The organism is Aliiroseovarius marinus (assembly GCF_050881025.1).
GTDB classification, from domain to species: Bacteria; Pseudomonadota; Alphaproteobacteria; order Rhodobacterales; family Rhodobacteraceae; genus Aliiroseovarius; species Aliiroseovarius marinus_A.
In genome coordinates this window covers 411,325-427,468 of sequence record NZ_JBNNXQ010000001.1, presented here as the reverse complement: position 1 = coordinate 427,468, position 16,144 = coordinate 411,325, and the positions used below count along the sequence as shown (strand labels likewise).

The 16,144-nt window shown below is 60.2% G+C and carries 14 protein-coding genes; 6 read left to right on the top strand and 8 right to left on the bottom strand.

Annotated features, from left to right (window positions below; genetic code table 11):
- Positions 1–4 precede the first annotated feature (4 nt).
- The 4 genes from ACRY08_RS01990 (at position 5) to ACRY08_RS01975 (ending at position 5,916) form a co-directional block, all read left to right on the top strand.
- Positions 5–1,351, top strand: coding sequence for a M16 family metallopeptidase (locus tag ACRY08_RS01990; RefSeq protein ID WP_432448163.1), 1,347 nt, complete (start codon positions 5–7; stop codon positions 1,349–1,351).
- Complete coding sequence (locus ACRY08_RS01985) at positions 1,351–2,661, top strand: M16 family metallopeptidase (protein ID WP_432448161.1); 1,311 nt, start codon at positions 1,351–1,353, stop codon at positions 2,659–2,661. Before ACRY08_RS01990 ends, ACRY08_RS01985 begins: the two co-directional genes overlap by 1 nt.
- A gap of 175 nt (positions 2,662–2,836) precedes the next feature.
- Positions 2,837–4,699 carry a DNA mismatch repair endonuclease MutL gene (gene mutL, locus ACRY08_RS01980; RefSeq protein WP_432448159.1) on the top strand — a complete coding sequence of 621 codons (1,863 nt, stop codon included), beginning with the start codon at positions 2,837–2,839 and terminating at the stop codon, positions 4,697–4,699.
- Complete coding sequence (locus ACRY08_RS01975) at positions 4,696–5,916, top strand: DNA recombination protein RmuC (RefSeq protein ID WP_432448158.1); 1,221 nt, start codon at positions 4,696–4,698, stop codon at positions 5,914–5,916. Before mutL ends, ACRY08_RS01975 begins: the two co-directional genes overlap by 4 nt.
- Before the next feature lie 15 nt (positions 5,917–5,931).
- Here ACRY08_RS01975 and ACRY08_RS01970 read toward each other — a convergent pair whose 3' ends face one another.
- The 6 genes from ACRY08_RS01970 to ACRY08_RS01945 form a co-directional block, all read right to left on the bottom strand.
- Entirely contained in the window at positions 5,932–6,390 is a 459-nt protein-coding gene (locus ACRY08_RS01970; RefSeq protein WP_432448156.1) for a hypothetical protein, read from the bottom strand.
- Between the two features lie 47 nt (positions 6,391–6,437).
- On the bottom strand, positions 6,438–6,917 hold the full coding sequence (locus ACRY08_RS01965) for a hypothetical protein (protein ID WP_432448155.1): 480 nt from the start codon (positions 6,915–6,917) through the stop codon (positions 6,438–6,440).
- Between the two features lie 169 nt (positions 6,918–7,086).
- Positions 7,087–8,226 carry a saccharopine dehydrogenase family protein gene (locus tag ACRY08_RS01960; RefSeq protein ID WP_432448154.1) on the bottom strand — a complete coding sequence of 380 codons (1,140 nt, stop codon included), beginning with the start codon at positions 8,224–8,226 and terminating at the stop codon, positions 7,087–7,089.
- 13 nt (positions 8,227–8,239) lie between these two features.
- Positions 8,240–8,488: a SemiSWEET family sugar transporter gene (locus tag ACRY08_RS01955; RefSeq protein ID WP_432448152.1), complete on the bottom strand. Its 249-nt coding sequence runs from the start codon at positions 8,486–8,488 to the stop codon at positions 8,240–8,242.
- A gap of 1 nt (position 8,489) precedes the next feature.
- Positions 8,490–9,545 (bottom strand): saccharopine dehydrogenase, encoded by a 1,056-nt coding sequence (locus ACRY08_RS01950; protein WP_432448151.1) that lies wholly within the window; start codon positions 9,543–9,545, stop codon positions 8,490–8,492.
- Between the two features lie 10 nt (positions 9,546–9,555).
- Positions 9,556–10,206 (bottom strand): histidine phosphatase family protein, encoded by a 651-nt coding sequence (locus tag ACRY08_RS01945; RefSeq protein WP_432448149.1) that lies wholly within the window; start codon positions 10,204–10,206, stop codon positions 9,556–9,558.
- A 146-nt stretch (positions 10,207–10,352) separates the two neighbouring features.
- On the opposite strand from ACRY08_RS01945, the gene fdhF reads away from it, so the two are divergent.
- Positions 10,353–13,103 (top strand): formate dehydrogenase subunit alpha, encoded by a 2,751-nt coding sequence (gene fdhF, locus ACRY08_RS01940; RefSeq protein ID WP_432448148.1) that lies wholly within the window; start codon positions 10,353–10,355, stop codon positions 13,101–13,103.
- The gene (locus ACRY08_RS01935) at positions 13,100–13,465 is read left to right on the top strand and encodes a hypothetical protein (protein WP_432448146.1); all 366 of its coding nucleotides are present in this window, start codon (positions 13,100–13,102) and stop codon (positions 13,463–13,465) included. Before fdhF ends, ACRY08_RS01935 begins: the two co-directional genes overlap by 4 nt.
- Here the strand turns inward: ACRY08_RS01935 and ACRY08_RS01930 are convergent.
- On the bottom strand, positions 13,462–14,163 hold the full coding sequence (locus ACRY08_RS01930; RefSeq protein WP_432448145.1) for a response regulator transcription factor: 702 nt from the start codon (positions 14,161–14,163) through the stop codon (positions 13,462–13,464). The two genes, ACRY08_RS01935 and ACRY08_RS01930, sit on opposite strands and share 4 nt — an antisense overlap.
- Entirely contained in the window at positions 14,160–16,085 is a 1,926-nt protein-coding gene (locus tag ACRY08_RS01925) for a PAS-domain containing protein (protein WP_432448144.1), read from the bottom strand. Before ACRY08_RS01925 ends, ACRY08_RS01930 begins: the two co-directional genes overlap by 4 nt.
- Between the last annotated feature and the right edge of the window lie 59 nt (positions 16,086–16,144).

The window sequence follows — 16,144 nt, the reverse complement described above, 5'->3', positions numbered from 1 at the left end:
GCCGATGCACAGATTGATGGCGGGGGCCTTGGCCTTGATGCTGACCGTGGGTCTTCCCACAACAAGTCAGGCGCTTGAAGGCGTCACTGATTTCACGCTTGAGAACGGTCTGGACGTGGTGGTGATCGAGGATCACCGCGCCCCGGTGGTCGTTCACATGTTGTGGTATCGTGCCGGTGCCGCGGATGAAACGCCCGGCGTGTCCGGCATCGCGCATTTTCTGGAACACCTGTTGTTCAAAGCGACGGACAATATGGCATCGGGAGAGTTCAGTCGGATCGTGGCCGAGAATGGCGGGTCGGACAATGCGTTTACCTCGCAGGATTACACGGCTTATTTTCAACGGGTTGCGGCAGATCGGCTGGGACTGATGATGCAGATGGAAGCCGACCGGATGCGCAATCTGAAGCTGACTGAAGATGATATCGCAACCGAGCGCGACGTCATTTTGGAAGAGCGTGCGCAGCGCACGGACAGCGACCCGGCTGCGCTGTTTCGTGAACAAATGAACGCGGCGGCTTATCTGAACCACCCCTATGGCACGCCGGTCATCGGCTGGCGGCATGAAATGGAAGACCTGTCGCGAGAAGCTGCGCTGGCCTACTACCAGCGCTTTTATGCGCCCAACAATGCAATTCTTGTGGTTGCCGGGGATGTGACACCGGAAGAGGTACGCCGCTTGGCGCAGGAGCACTATGGCCCGCTCGCCCCAACGCCCGATCTTGCCCCGCGCGACCGACTTGACGAACCGCCTCAACTGGCGGAACGCCGTCTTCGCTTTGAAGATGCCCGTGTGGCACAGCCCTATGTGTTGCGTCGCTATCTGGCGCCTGAACGTGATCCGGGGGATCAAAAACAGGCGGCCGCCTTGGTTTATCTTGCTGAAATCCTTGGCGGAAGTGGCGCGACATCGGTACTTGGCCGCGCCTTGCAGTTTGACGAAAACATCGCGGTCTATGCGGGCGCGGGGTATAGCTCGACCTCACTTGATCGCACAAGCTTTTCGCTGATCGTGGTGCCGGCACAAGGGGTGAGCCTGAAGGATGCCGAGGCCGCGCTGGATCGTGAAGTGGCCCAGTTTCTGGAGACGGGCATTGATGCTGAGCAGTTCGACCGTATCAAGTTTCAAATCCGCGCAGGCGAGACCTATGCGCTTGATGATGTGATGGCGCGCGCGGAACGTTATGGGTCCGCGCTGACGTCAGGGCTGACACTTGAAGACGTGCATGCATGGCCTGACGTGTTGCAATCCATCACGCCCGACGATGTGATGGCAGCCGCCCGCGCGGTCTTTGACAAACGGCGGGCCGTGACCGGCTGGCTGGTCCCTGAAGGTGGAGAAGAAATGTGATGAAACGCCTTATTCTGACCTTGGCAGCACTGGCTGCTTTGACCCTTCCTGCGCGGGCAGAGATTGCCATCCAGAACGTGACTTCGCCGGGGGGGATCACCGCATGGCTGGTTGAAGAGAATGCTTTGCCATTCACGTCACTTGAAATCCGGTTTCGCGGCGGCACGTCGTTGGACCGACCGGGAAAACGCGGTTCCGTGAACCTGATGATGGGCCTGATTGAAGAGGGCGCAGGGGATCTGGACGCGCAGGGGTTTGCCGAGGCACGCGAAGCACTGGCCGCGTCTTACGGGTTCGATGCGGGTGTGGATACTGTTTCGATCTCGGCGCAGTTTCTGACCGAAAATCGCGATGCCGCGGTGGCGCTGTTGCACAGTGCCCTGACGGAACCTCGCTTTGACGAGGATGCGATAGAGCGCGTGCGCGGGCAGGTTCTGTCCCATCTAGCATCGCGCGCCACCGACCCAAACTCAATTGCGGGGGATGCGTGGAATGCTGCGGCCTATGGGAACCATCCCTATGGCAGCTTTGACGGCGGCACAGAGGAAACCGTTTCGGCATTGACCCGCGCTGACATTCAACAGGCCTTTGTTGATGCAATAGCTTTGGATCGGATCTTTGTCGGCGCAGTTGGTGACATCTCTGCCCAAGAGCTGGGCGTCTTGCTGGATCAGCTGTTTGAGGGTCTGCCCGCGACGGGGGCTGCAGTGCCTGAACGGGTGGCGTTTGGCTTGCCGGGCGGTGTGTCTGTCGTCCCATTCGACACCCCTCAATCCGTGGCGCGATTTGGCCATGTGGGCCTGCCCCGCGACCACCCGGATTTCTTCCCGGCCTATATCCTGAACGAGGTTATGGGCGGCTTGGGGTCCAATGGGCGTTTGATGGATGAAGTGCGCGAAAAGCGCGGGCTGACCTACGGGATCAGCACTTACCTTTATCCGGCAGACCTCTCCGAAAGCCTGATCGGTTTCTTTTCGTCACAGAATGGGGTGATGGCCGAGGCGATTGATGTGGTGCGCAATGAATGGTCCGACATGGCGACGAATGGCCTCACGCAGGATGAACTGACCGCCGCGAAAACCTACATGACAGGTTCCTATCCGCTTCGGTTTGACGGCAATGCCAATATTGCAAACATCATGGTGGCGATGCAGATGGAAGGTCTGCCAATTGACTATATCGCCAGCCGAAATGACAAGATCAATGCGGTCACGTTGGAGGACGCGAACCGGGTCGCGGCGACCCTTTTCCAACCCGATAAACTGCATTTCGTCGTGGTCGGACAGCCCGATGGCGTGACATCAAACTAAAGCGTTTCGAGTTTAAGTTGGATCACAACTTAATTTCGAAACGCCCACGACATTGGTAGGTTCCGCGCGTTTCGATTTATTGTCGTGCCTCAACAATAAATCGAAACGCTTTAGACCGAACACTGCGGATTTCGCCAATGGTCGAATCGGGCGAGGCTATGCTAAGTTTTGTGGTATGCCCGAGGATAGCCCCCACATAAGCCCGGATCAGGCCACGCGCCGTCCGGTCATCCGCCAACTGGATGATGCTGCGATCAACAGGATCGCGGCGGGTGAAGTGGTGGAACGTCCGGCTTCGGCGGTGAAGGAACTGGTGGAAAACGCCATTGACGCGGGGGCCGCCCGGATCGAGGTGGCCTATGCCGATGGCGGCAAGACACTGATCCGCGTGACCGATGACGGCTGTGGCATCGCGCCGGGCGATCTGACGCTGGCGATGTCGCGCCATGCAACGTCGAAAATCGACGGGTCGGACCTTCTGGACATTCACACGTTTGGTTTCCGCGGCGAGGCTTTGCCGTCGCTTGGCGCGGTGGGACGGCTGTCCATCACCTCGCGCGCAGACGGGTTTGACGCGGCGGTGATCCGGGTTGCGGGCGGTCAGATGGAGCCGGTGAAGCCCGCTGCGCTTTCTGGCGGCACGGTGGTCGAGCTGCGCGACCTGTTCTATGCCACACCGGCACGCTTGAAGTTTCTGCGCACCGACCGGGCCGAGGCACAGGCGATCAGCGATGTGGTGAAACGGCTGGCCATGGCCGAACCACAGATCGGCTTTAGCTTGCGCGATGTCTCGGGGGGCGGCGAAGGTCGCGTGACCTTCCGCGCGGACCCGGAAACCGGCGACATGTTCGACGCTCTTTCGGGCCGATTGGCGACGATCCTGGGCCGGGATTTCGCGGAAAATGCCATTCCGATTGATGCAGAACGCGAAGGGCTGCGCCTGACCGGCTTTGCTGCTCTGCCGACCTATTCACGCGGCGCTGCGGTGGCGCAGTTTCTGTTCGTGAATGGCCGTCCGGTGAAGGACAAGCTGCTGAACGGTGCGCTCCGCGCGGCCTACTTCGATTTTCTCAGCCGCGACCGTCACCCGGCGGCGGCGCTGTTCGTCAGTTGCGACCCGCATCTGGTCGACGTGAACGTTCACCCGGCGAAATCCGAGGTGCGGTTCCGCGAACCCGGCGTGGCGCGCGGGCTGATTGTCTCGGGTCTGCGTCATGCGCTGGCGAATGCTGGCCATCGTGCGTCCACGACTGTGGCGGGGGCAGCGTTGGGGGCCATGCGGCCCGAGCCGACTGAACCGCGCGTCTATCAGATGGATCGCCCCAGCCTTGGCGCGATGCGTTCGTCCTATCAGGCGCAAATGCCCACACCCGAGACGCCCGGCTTTGCCGAGATGTCCGCGCCCTCGGCCCGGTTCGACCCGGTGGTCGAGCCCGAACAGAACGCCCCGCAAGAGGCGCTGCCCTTGGGGGCTGCCCGCGCGCAGGTGCACGAGAACTACATCATCACGCAGACCGAAACGGGCATGGTTATCGTCGACCAACACGCGGCGCATGAACGTCTGGTTTATGAAAAACTGAAACGCCAGATGGCGGAAAATGGCGTCGCGCGTCAGGCGCTGCTGATCCCCGAAATTGTTGAATTGTCAGCGGGTGACGTGGCGCGATTGCTCGAGGTCGCGGATGATCTGGCGGGGATGGGGCTGGTCATCGAACCCTTCGGAGGCGACGCCGTCGCCGTGCGCGAAACCCCGGCCATTCTGGGCGAGATCAACGCCAGCGCGATGATCAAGGACGTGCTGGACGAACTCGCCGACTTGGGTGACAGCAACATGGTGCAGGCCAAGATCGAGGCTGTTCTGTCTCGCGTCGCCTGCCACGGCTCGATCCGGTCGGGCCGCTGGATGCGGCCCGAAGAAATGAATGCGCTTCTGCGGGAAATGGAGGCCACGCCCCATTCCGGACAGTGCAACCACGGGCGCCCCACCTATGTGGAACTGAAACTCGCAGATATCGAAAGGCTGTTTGGACGCACATGATCCATATCGGTGACACAACGCTGGAGCTTCCGGCATTGCTTGCCATTGGCGGCGCGGTTTTGGCGCTGTTGATCGTGATCCTGCTGTTGGTCGTGATGCGCCGGGCAGGCCGATCGACGCAGGCGACCGAGGATTTGGCCCGACAGATGGGCGGGCTTGGGCAGGCGGTGCAGGTGCTGGGTGCCGGGCAGGACCAGCTGTCGGGCGGGTTGCGCACGGTCTCGGACGCACAGGCGACAGGGCAGACGCAGGTGCTTCAGGCGATGGAGCATCGTTTGGCGGCGGTTCAGCAGCAGATGAACGACCGGCTGCATGACAATGCTATGAAATCCGCCCGCGCCATGTCCGAGTTGCAGGAACGAATGAAAGAAAGCCTGCAGGGCAACACGGTGAAAACCACCCAAAGCCTGACGCAGCTGCAGGAACGGCTCGCCGTGATCGACAAGGCGCAGGACAATATCACGCGACTGTCGGGTGACGTGCTGAGCCTTCAGGATATCCTGTCGAACAAGCAGACCCGCGGGGCGTTTGGGGAAATCCAGCTGACGGATATTGTGTCCAAGGCGCTGCCAAAAGACAGCTATGACCTGCAACAGACACTCTCGAACGGCAAACGCGCGGATTGTCTGATCCACCTGCCGAATCCGCCCGGCCCGATTGTCATCGACTCGAAATTCCCGTTGGAGGCCTATGAGGCGCTGCGCAAGGCCGAGACGCAATACGAGCTCAACGAAGCCGCCAAAGCGATGAAGGTCGCCGTGAAGGCGCATATCAAAGCGATCTCGGAAAAATACATCATCGAAGGCGAAACCGCCGATGGCGCGCTGATGTTCCTGCCGTCCGAGGCCGTCTATGCCGAGCTGCACGCCAACTTCCCCGAACTGGTCCGCGAAGGGTTCGAGGCGCGCGTCTGGATCGTGTCGCCCACCACCTGCATGGCCACGCTGAACACCATGCGCGCGATCCTGAAAGACGCGCGGATGCGCGAACAGGCGGGCGAGATCCGCAAGATGCTGAAAAACCTGCACCGCGATGTGGAACTGGTGGTCGAGCGCGCGGGTAAGCTGGAGACACATTTCGATCAGGCGCGCCGCGATGTTGAGGGGATTACCACGGCTGCGGAGCGTGCGGGGAAGCGGGCCGCACGGCTGGACAACTTTGATTTTGAGGAACTGTCTGACGGGGCCGAGAATGTGGTGCCGATTGGGAAGGGGTGAAGCGATCGGCGCCGGTCACCACCATCTGATCAGCCGTGTTCTGCATCGCTGCCCGGCATATTCCGGGCGCTTCTGAAGCTCCAACAACACGATGTGAGAATCGAACCCGCCATAGATAGTTCCTTCAAGTAGCGAACCCGCGTCGGACAGCAGCGTTTCGTACAGCCTCGGGTCCTCGTCATGTCTGATCAAGCCGGTATCTTCTCGCCAGGCAAACTCGAAATCGCCATGTTTGCTATCCTCTGCGGTTCCATAAATGGTCGTTGCGGTGGTGTGAAACGGCCAAGCATCCCCGGGAAGCACCGATGCTCCGCTTGGGTATTTCGGCACGATGTCAGGCTTCCAGTAGGACCTGCTCAGGTCAAGAACGGCTTGTTTGCCGATATTGATCCCATTCGGAAGGTGCACGCAGGTGGTTCTTACGCCAATGAAGTTCAGTGCGACGAGGCCCGCGCAAACAAGTGCCCATTTCAAAGAGCGCCCAAGTGTTGGCAGTCGGTATCGTTTTGTCGCGCGGAGAATTACCATCTGATCAGTCGAGTTCTGCAGCGCTGCCCGGCATATTCCGGGCGCTTCTGAAGCTCTAGCATCACGATGTGAACCCCCAGTATGCCATCCGGTATACCTTCCAATAGTTCACCCGCTTCAGACACGATTTTATCGTATTGAATTGGATCGTCGCGGCGTTTAGTCAAGCCAATATCTTTGCGCCAAGCAAATCCGAAATCATCGGTTGCGTCGACCATTATCGCCCTGCCATAGACGGTGGTTTCAGTCGCATAAAACGGCCAGGCATCTCCAGGGATAAGCGATGCTCCGCTTGGGTACTTCGGTACGATGTCAGGCTTCCAGTAGGACATGCTCAGGTCAAGAACGGCTTGTTTTCCAATATTGATCCCATTTGGAAGGCGCACACAGGTGGTTTTTATGCCAATGAAATTCAGTGCAATGAACCCCGCGCAAACAAGTGCCCATTTCTTATGTTTCTTAAGATTTAACATAGTTGCTCTTCGCCGCATCTGTATGGACCTGCCCGATGCACTGACCACGCCCAAGGCCGAAGATCGGATCTAGATCGTTCCACATCTTTGTATGATTGCCGCAAGCGAGCTTAGAAATGGTTAGCGGATGGAAAAGCGGATCGCCCGGCGTTGCCGCCGGGCGCAATATTCAGGTGTGATCGACCACGGCCACGTGTTGGGCGAGTTCCTTTACATGACCCATCCACGTCTCGATCAGTTTGGGGTCAGCCGTGGCGGCGGTGACGCCTGAGGGGGCTTTGCCGTCCAGCACCATGTCGATCGCGAGCGACACAGGCGTAGACACCAGACGCGCCATGGCGGTGCCGCGATCATCGCCCCATGCGTCCATCACATAGGTTTTGTGGTAGGCATCGGCCCCGTCTTTCTGGGCCTTCAGCGCGACGCACATGATCACGCGGTCGGGTTCGCCTTCGTCATAGGAGTTTTCGTCCCAGAACTGGTCGGACATCTCTTTCAGTCGCGCGTCACCGGATGCGCCATCCAGCGTTTCGACCTCGGCGAACACGTCTTTCCATGCCTCGGCCCAGCCGTTCAGGCGCAGGGTGCCGCGCACGAACAGGTCCACGTCCCATGCGGGGTCGAAATTGTAGTCCTCCATGAAGGGGATCGAGTCGCGGTTTGGGTAGACCTCGAATGTTTCGGCTTCGGGCAAGGGCGCGGTATAGGCGCTGATCGCGTCCCATGGGCGGGCCACGTCGTATGGCTTGCCGTCTTTGATGGATTTCGAGGGCGAACGCAGCGCTTTCAGCACGCCCAGCGGCGACCAGCTGAACTTGTAGCGGAACGGGTTCGGGATCTTGGGCACGCCGCCGCAATAGGAAATGAAGCTCAGCTTGTTGCCCACGTCATAGGCGTCCGAGGCGCGGTAATCCGCGACCAGCCAATGGGCCATCAGGTGGTCGATGCCGGGGTCCAACCCGATCTCGTTCACGCAGGCCAGTCCGGCGTCTTTGAAAGCGCCATCCAGCGCGCGCATTTCGGGCGCGATATAGCTGGACGACACGAAATGCGCGCCGTTCTCAAGGCACAGCTTGGCGACGGGCACGTGCAGGTCGCCGGGCAGCATCGAGACCGCAATGTCGCCGGGTTGCAGCGCGTCTGCGAGAGCGTCCAGCGAAAACGCGCGAATGTCTTTGGTCAGATCGCCCACGGCCTCTTTCGCCTTCTCGACCGTCCGGTTCCAGACGATGACCTCGCGCCCGTTTTCAATCAGGCGACGCAGGCCGGGGATGGCCGACAGGCCGGTGCCACACCAGTGGATTGTCATGTCAAAGGCTCCTTTAGCCGAATTTCAGTTTCGCAACGATGATCGACCCGACCAGTGCCATCGCAATGGCGTTTGCGATCACCATGGGCCATGCACCCAGCATGATGCCATAGACAAGCCACAGCGTGACCGACAACAGCACCAGCAGGTTGGTCGAGAGCGACAGGTCCTTGGTTTGCCGCGTGCGCCATGTGCGCAGGGTTTGCGGCATCCAGCAAATGGTGCTGACGATCCCGGCAAGGCTGCCGATCAGGGTTTCCATGCTAGATGTCCTTCATATGAGTGCGGAACGTCGCTTCGGCCCGGCCCCAGACGCCCGATGTCAAATCGGTCAGCGTCGCAAGCGAGGGCAAAAGCTGCCCGGCATAGTCGATCGAGCTTTCCAAGGGCAGCATCGAGGGCAGGTTGTCGATGGCCATCACATCAAGCACGGGATCTTCCGCCACGCGCAGGGCGGGGGCGTCCCAGCTGGTCGCTTTGTCATAGACGGGCACCGGGTTGTAGTCGCTGTCGGGGTCACAGGCCACGTCGCCAATAGCAGTCAGCTTTCGGTCAGCGGTCAGCGCGGCTTTCGGCACAAAGACCGGGGTTTGCGGCCCCGCGAGGATGCAGTTGATGAAAAGACTGTGGTCAAGGATTTCGGGGAACGGTCCGCCGCTTGCGGTCTCGGCCATGTCCCATTTTGTGACCGTGACGCCCATCGCCTCCATCAGGTCCGAAGCGCCCGTGCCCACACGGCCCAATGCCCCGATGACAATGGCGTTCGGACGGTCCGCGCCAGTTGTGTCCAGTTCCGCGCGGAGCTCGTCCATCAACGCGTCTTTGTTCTTGTAAGCGCCGACCGGACCGCAGATTTTTCCATGCTTTTGTGCGGCCCAGGCTTTCAGCGTCACCGCAGCGCCCGCAAACCCGGCCCAATAGCCGAAGGCTGCAACGCGTCGGCCGGTTTCATCCACCAGATACTCTAGATCATAGAGTGTCCCGCCGCCTGCTTTGAAACGCTCCAGCAAAGCCCGGCCCGAATGCTGGCCCTTGAAGGCGTGACCGAACATGATGTGGCGATGGGGCAGGGGGGTGCCGTCTTCGGGCAGTTCCTTGAGACCAAAGATGATCGCATCCAGCGGCGCGTCGGGCCAGCTGTTTTCAGCCGCAATTCCACAGCCTGCATCGCGGTAGCCATCAATACCAATCGCCCGCACGCGGCTTTCTTCGACCGTGACGCGCAGCCCGGCCTTGATCAGCGTGGCGGCCCCTTCCGGTGTCAATCCAACGCGATCTTCATTGGGGCGTTGTTCGGCCCGAACCCATAGATGTGTCATCGTCGTCTCCTTAGATATGGGTTTGCGCATGGTGGCGGTCTTTGGCTTCCAAATGGGGCACCGCGTTAAACTGGGTCAGCGTCAGCCCGGCATTCATCAGGCGCATCCGGTGGATCGAGCTGTTCATGATCGGCAGGATTGTGCGGGTGAACGGGCCAAGATCCAACCCCATTACCACCCGTGTTGCCATGCCAATGAACCCGCCCGAGGTGAAGATGATTGCATCTTCGCCCCGCTCTGCGATGTCATGTATCACTTCGGACACGCGCGTCTGAAAATCGTGAAAGCTTTCGGGTGCGCCGTCGATTTTGCCTTCTTGCCACGCGGCAAAGGTTAGGGGCAAATGGTCGACGAACTCCTCGTGGCTCGTTGGATGCGGGATGCCGAACTGCGCGTGCATGCGTTCGGACAGGTCGAAATAACGCACTTCGTCCAGCCGGGCATCGGCGGTGAAGTCCTTGGCGCCCCATTCATCTGCGGTCTGTTGGTGGCGGGTCAGCGTGCCGGTGTACATGCGTTCATATCGTTGCCCCGTGTCGCGCATGTGTTCCCCCAGCCACCGCGCTTGCTGGCGGCCCAGATCAGACAGCCTGTCATAGCCCGCCTCGTCCGTTGCGGTGTTGTTGGCCTGCCCGTGGCGGATCAGCGTGATGGTGGTCATGTGCGCTCCTTTTCGCCCATTGCTAGAGAATTGGATACAATTCGGAAAGGGGGGTCTGGCGCAAAAACGATGCCGGGCGTCGGGAATGACGAAATGACGAAGGGAAAGCCGTGGTTTATACTGGTCGTTGAATGACGGAGGAACGGATGACCGACGGTATCAAATTCACCCTTGATGGGCGCGACGTTGTGGCCCGCGAAGGCGAAAGCATCTGGGATGTGGCCAAGCGCGAAGGCACGCTGATTCCGCATCTGTGCCACAAGGATGTTCCGAACCTGCGCGCCGACGGGAACTGTCGCGCCTGCGTGGTCGAGATCGAGGGCGAGCGCACTCTGGCGGCATCCTGCATCCGTGAACCCGCCGAAGGCATGGTGGTCACCACCGACAATGCGCGTGCAAAATCTGCTCGCAAGATGGTGGTGGAGCTTTTGATGGCGGACCAGCCTGAAGCCGCGCATGATACCTCGTCTCACCTTCTGGACATGGCAGCGCTGAACGGTGTCGAAGCCAGCCGCTTTCCGAAGCTGGAAGAGGACCGCGTGCCGCTTTTGGATGACAGCCACGTCGCGATGAGCGTCAATCTGGATGCTTGCATCCAGTGTAACCTCTGCGTGCGCGCCTGCCGCGAAGTGCAGGTGAATGACGTGATCGGCATGGCCGGTCGCGGGCATGACGCCTATCCGGTTTTCGATATCGACGATCCGATGGGCGCGTCCACCTGTGTGGCCTGTGGCGAATGCGTGCAGGCCTGCCCAACGGGCGCACTGATGCCTGCCAAGGTTCAGGACACCTCGGATTTCGACCGCGAAGTTGAAAGCATCTGCCCCTTCTGCGGCGTGGGCTGCCAGGTCAGCCTGAAGGTCAAAGATGACAAGGTTGTCTATGCCGAGGGCATCAATGGCCCCGCGAACGAAGGCCGCTTGTGCGTGAAGGGGCGCTTTGGTTTTGACTACATCAACCACCCGCACCGCCTGACCAAACCCTTGATCCGCAAAGAGGGCGCTGAAAAGGGTCTGAACGTGGACCCTGCCAACCCGCTGACCCATTTCCGCGAAGCCACATGGGACGAGGCGCTGGATGTCGCCGCCAAGGGTCTGATGGACCTGCGCGACACCCATGGTGGCGAGGCGGTGGCCGGTTTCGGCTCGGCCAAATGCACCAATGAAGAGGCCTATCTCTTCCAGAAGTTCATTCGTCAGGGCTTTACCCACAACAACGTCGACCACTGCACGCGGCTGTGCCACGCATCGTCGGTTGTGGCCCTTCTGGAAAATGTCGGTTCGGGCGCTGTGACTGCGACCTTCAACGAGATCGAAAACGCCGACGTGGCCATTGTCATCGGATCAAACCCGATCGAAAACCATCCCGTCGCTGCGACCTATTTCAAACAGTTCACCCAGCGCGGTGGCAAGCTGATCGTCATGGACCCGCGCGGTGTGGGCATGGGGCGTTTCGCAACGCACCGCTTGCAGTTCAAGCCCGGCGCGGACGTCTCGATGCTGAACGCGATCATGCATGTGATTGCCGAAGAAGGCCTGCAGGACGATGCCTATATCGCCGCGCATACCGAGAATTGGGAGGCGATGCGCGAGCATCTGAAGGCCTTCACGCCCGAAGCGATGGAAGAGGTCTGCGGCATCCCGGCGGATGAGCTGCGCGCCGCTGCGCGCACCTTTGCGGCTGGCAAAAACGGCATGATCTTCTGGGGCATGGGTGTCAGCCAGCACGTGCACGGCACCGACAACTCGCGCTGCCTGATCGCGCTGGCGCTGATGACCGGGAATGTGGGTCGTCCGGGCACGGGTCTGCACCCGCTGCGAGGTCAGAACAACGTGCAGGGCGCGTCTGATGCGGGTCTGATCCCGATGTTCTACCCGGACTACAAATCGGTGAAGGATGAAAGCGTTCAGGCGCTCTATCGCGAGGTCTGGGGTGTCGACGAGCTGAACCCGAACCCCGGCCTGACCGTGGTTGAAATCATGGACGCGGTTTACGATCGCAAGATCAAGGGCATGTATATTCTGGGTGAAAATCCGGCCATGTCCGACCCGGATGTAAACCACGTGCGCGAAGCGCTCTGCCGGATGGAGTTTCTTGTCAGCCAGGACATCTTCCTAACCGAAACCGCCTGCTATGCGGACGTTATTCTGCCCGCCGCCGCACTGGCCGAAAAGACCGGCACGACATCGAACACCAACCGTCAGGTGCAGATGTGTCGCCCCGCCGTGCCCGCCCCCGGCGAGGCAAAAGAGGACTGGCAGATCACGACCGAGCTGGCAAAACGCATGGGGCTGGGCTGGACCTATGACCATCCGAGCCAGGTTTTCGCAGAGATGGAGCGGGTCATGCCCTCGCTGTCCAATATCTCGTGGGACCGATTGGAAACCCAGAACGCCGTCACCTATCCGTCGCTGTCGCCCGAAGACCCCGGTCAGGCGGTGGTGTTTGGAGACAAATTCCCGCGTGAAGGGGGGCGTGCTCGCTTTGCACCAGCTTCGATCATCCCGCCTGCCGAGGTGCCCGACGAAGAATTCCCGATGGTGCTGACCACGGGGCGCCAGCTTGAGCATTGGCATACAGGCTCGATGACCCGCCGCGCCACGGTGCTGGACGCGATTGAACCCGAGGCAAACTGCTCGCTGAACCCGAAAACGCTGCGCGACATGGGGATGAAGGCTGGCGACATGGTGCGCTTGACCACCCGGCGCGGCACCATCGACGTTATGGCGCGGGCGGACTACGCCGTCGCTGAAAACATGGTCTTCCTGCCGTTCGCCTATGTGGAAGCCGCGGCCAACCTGCTGACCAACCCCGCACTTGATCCCTATGGCAAGATTGCCGAGATGAAGTTCTGCGCGGTGAAGGTCGAGGCGGTCGAGGTCATCGCAGCGCAATGAATGTGACCTACAGGCAGCTTTCAACCATCGCCGCGGCCCTGTGTGCCGTGCTTGCGGTGGTCCTGACCTTTGCACCCGGTCTGATTTATTGGCTGTTTCAGGTGGGGGCGCATGAAAGCGCAGGTTTTATGGCGCGACGGGCTGCGATGCTGTTTGTCGGGCTGGGCCTGATTGCATGGCTGGGCCGCGACGCGGCTCCATCCGATCTGCGTCGCGCCATCTGCACGGGGTTTGCTATCATGATGGCGGGACTTGGGCTTTTGGGCACGGTTGAGTTTCTGCGCGGCTTTGCCGGGCCGGGCATTTTTCTGGCCGTTGCCGCAGAAGCCCTGTTTGCAATTGCTTACTGGCGGCTGCGTTAACCCCAGCTGACATCACCCAGAAAAATATATCCCGCGCCATAGATCGTCTTGATCAGGCGAGGATTTTTCGGGTCTTCGCGCAGCTTGGTGCGCAGTCGCGAGATGCGTACATCCATCGCCCGGTCAAAGCTCTCGCCCGCGACGCCGCCCAAGGTCTCTTGCATTTGTGCCCGTGAAATCAACCGCTTAGGGGCGTCCAGAAACAGGCGCAAAACCTCGCCTTCTGCATGGGAAAAGGCGGTCTCCTCGCCTTTGTCATCTTCCAGAACATAGCGGTCAAAATGCGCGGTCCAGCCGTTGAAGCGGGCAAGCTGAGAGGTTTTGATGCCGGTTCTTTGACCGCGCAGCCGCGCCCGCACGCGCGCGACCACTTCTGCGGGCTCAAAGGGTTTGGTGACGTAGTCATCCGCCCCCAGTTCCAGCCCGGTCACGCGATCTTGCACCTGTGAACGCCCAGAAATGATAATGATTGATGCGCCGCGTTCCAGCGCCAGCCGGTGCACAAGCGTCAGTCCATCCCGGTCCGGAAGGCCCAGATCCACAAGGCAAACATCGGGCGCCATCGTGTTCAGCGCGGCTTCAAATTCCGTGGCGCGGGCAAAGGCCGCGGTGCGAAACCCCGCCTCTTCCAACGCGTTTGACAGCATGCGCCGGATTTCCGGTTCGTCGTCCAGAATGGCAATCATCGGTTGGCTCATGATGGCACCTCTTGCGAGAGAAACGTGGCCAGCTCTCCGGCTGTGAAGGGCTTTGGCAAAACGGCGAACCCTGCCATCTTGCGGCGTGGATCGTCCGGAGGCAAGGAGGTCATCAGAAGCATCGGGACATTCAGCCCCTCTGCCGCAAGATCGCGCAGCAGTTCCGGCCCGGTTTCAGACCCTTTCAGCATAATGTCGCTCAGGATCAATCCAAGCCCGTCCAACGCCACCAGATCGCGCGCCTCTTCGGTCGAGGTTGCTTCGATCACCTGATGCCCCATCGAAATCAGCATTTCGCGCACAGATTCCCGAATTTCGTCGCGATCTTCGATCAGCAACACAAGACGTGGCGTGATCGGGCGTTCTGGTTTTCGCAAGGGCAGGCGCATCGATACGACCGCGCCGCACCCTTCGCCGTTAAAGATTTTCAGCTGACCACCCGCCATTTTGGTCTGGTCATAGACCATGGACAGACCAAGACCGGAGCCCTCGCCGCCCTTGGTGGTGAAAAACGGGTCCAGCGCATGATCCAGCGCCTCGGGGGCAAAGCCCGGCCCTGTATCGGTGACGCGAAACTCGACCCATGTTTCGCGGATCGGGCGGGCAATCAGGGTGATGACCCCACCGGCGTCATCCATCGCGTGGGTCGCGTTGATGATCAGGTTCAAAAGCCCGTCCTGCACCGCGCCCGCATCCAGAACCAAGGGGCCATCAAGGTCGCGGATTTCGATATCCAGCGTCACATTGTCGGGCAGTGTCGGGCGGGCAAGGCTGGCCAGGACCCGCAACATCTCGGTGATATCGACGGGTTCCATATGCATATCCCGGCGCCCCGAAATCGAGGCGATCCGATCCAGAAGCACCCCGCCACGGCGCACGGCCGCGTTGGTCGCCTGCACCAGTTCCTGTGCCTCATCCCCTATTGCCAAAGAGGCCAAACGGCTCTGCAACCCCATGATAATGGTCAGCAAATTCGAAAAGTCATGGGCCACGCCCGAGGTCAGCTGAGCCGCCAGCTCGCGTTTGCGCGTCTGGGCCAATGCGGCGCGGGATTGGGCCTCTTCGGTGACATCCATCGACAGGATGTAGACGCCCGTGATCTCTTGATCTTCTTCGCTGACATCCGGGGTCAACGCCACGCGGATGCGCCGGCCAGAGGTTTCGTGGGTAAACTCGAACACGCTGGGTTCACCGGCAAAAGCTTTGGCGAAAAATGGGCCGATATGCCCATAGGCTTCGTCCCCCAACGCTTCAGAAGCGTGTAGGTCCAAGAGGTCCGTGGGGCGCCCCGGAATGACCTTTCCCAGCCGCCGGTTGGAAAACGTATATCGCTGATCCTGATCGATGCGCGCGATATGAGCGGGCATCATCTCAGCGGTCAGACGGGTGCGGCTTTCCATTTCCGTCAACTGGCGTTTGGTTTCTTCCAATGCCGTGTTGGCGGATGCCAGCGCGCGGTTGGTCGAGGCCAGTTCTTCGGTGTAGCCAAGCACCTTGTCAGACAGCTCTTCTGATCGTGCGCGCAGAAGGGCCTCTTGCCGTTTGATCGGGGTGATGTCGGTATAGACCGTGACCCATCCCCCTTGTGGCAACGGATGCCCCTCGACGGAAATCACACGGCCATTGGCGCGTGTGCGTTCGACATAATGCGGTTCAAAGGCCAGCGCCTGATCGACACGTGACGTTACGAAACTTTCGATATCCCCGACCGCACCATAATCACCGCGTTCAGCAAGGTGCCGAATGGTTTCAGCGAAGCCTGCACCGGGTTGGGCCAGGTGGTCGGGCAAGTCAAACATGTCCTGAAACTGGCGGTTGCCAATGACCAGCGTAAGCTTGCGATCATAGATCGAAAGGGCTTGTTGAATTAGGTTCAGGCCTGCCTGAGTAAGGGCTGCTGTTTCGGATGAATATAGCGGCACGCAAGGTCCTCCCGCGTTTATCGGTAGCACCTGTGCGGGCGGGTGGAAAGGGCGCGTGT

What these genes read in the sequence shown, in the direction of transcription:
- ACRY08_RS01945 (WP_432448149.1), bottom strand. Translation starts at nt 10,206, where the DNA reads ATGACCACCATCACGCTGATCCGCCACGGGCAGGCCAACAACACCGCA.
- ACRY08_RS01960 (WP_432448154.1), bottom strand. Translation starts at nt 8,226, where the DNA reads ATGACAATCCACTGGTGTGGCACCGGCCTGTCGGCCATCCCCGGCCTG.
- ACRY08_RS01955 (WP_432448152.1), bottom strand. Translation starts at nt 8,488, where the DNA reads ATGGAAACCCTGATCGGCAGCCTTGCCGGGATCGTCAGCACCATTTGC.
- ACRY08_RS01930 (WP_432448145.1), bottom strand. Translation starts at nt 14,163, where the DNA reads ATGAGCCAACCGATGATTGCCATTCTGGACGACGAACCGGAAATCCGG.
- ACRY08_RS01950 (WP_432448151.1), bottom strand. Translation starts at nt 9,545, where the DNA reads ATGACACATCTATGGGTTCGGGCCGAACAACGCCCCAATGAAGATCGC.
- fdhF (WP_432448148.1), top strand. Translation starts at nt 10,353, where the DNA reads ATGACCGACGGTATCAAATTCACCCTTGATGGGCGCGACGTTGTGGCC.
- ACRY08_RS01975 (WP_432448158.1), top strand. Translation starts at nt 4,696, where the DNA reads ATGATCCATATCGGTGACACAACGCTGGAGCTTCCGGCATTGCTTGCC.
- ACRY08_RS01985 (WP_432448161.1), top strand. Translation starts at nt 1,351, where the DNA reads ATGAAACGCCTTATTCTGACCTTGGCAGCACTGGCTGCTTTGACCCTT.
- ACRY08_RS01965 (WP_432448155.1), bottom strand. Translation starts at nt 6,917, where the DNA reads ATGTTAAATCTTAAGAAACATAAGAAATGGGCACTTGTTTGCGCGGGG.
- ACRY08_RS01990 (WP_432448163.1), top strand. Translation starts at nt 5, where the DNA reads ATGCACAGATTGATGGCGGGGGCCTTGGCCTTGATGCTGACCGTGGGT.
- mutL (WP_432448159.1), top strand. Translation starts at nt 2,837, where the DNA reads ATGCCCGAGGATAGCCCCCACATAAGCCCGGATCAGGCCACGCGCCGT.
- ACRY08_RS01935 (WP_432448146.1), top strand. Translation starts at nt 13,100, where the DNA reads ATGAATGTGACCTACAGGCAGCTTTCAACCATCGCCGCGGCCCTGTGT.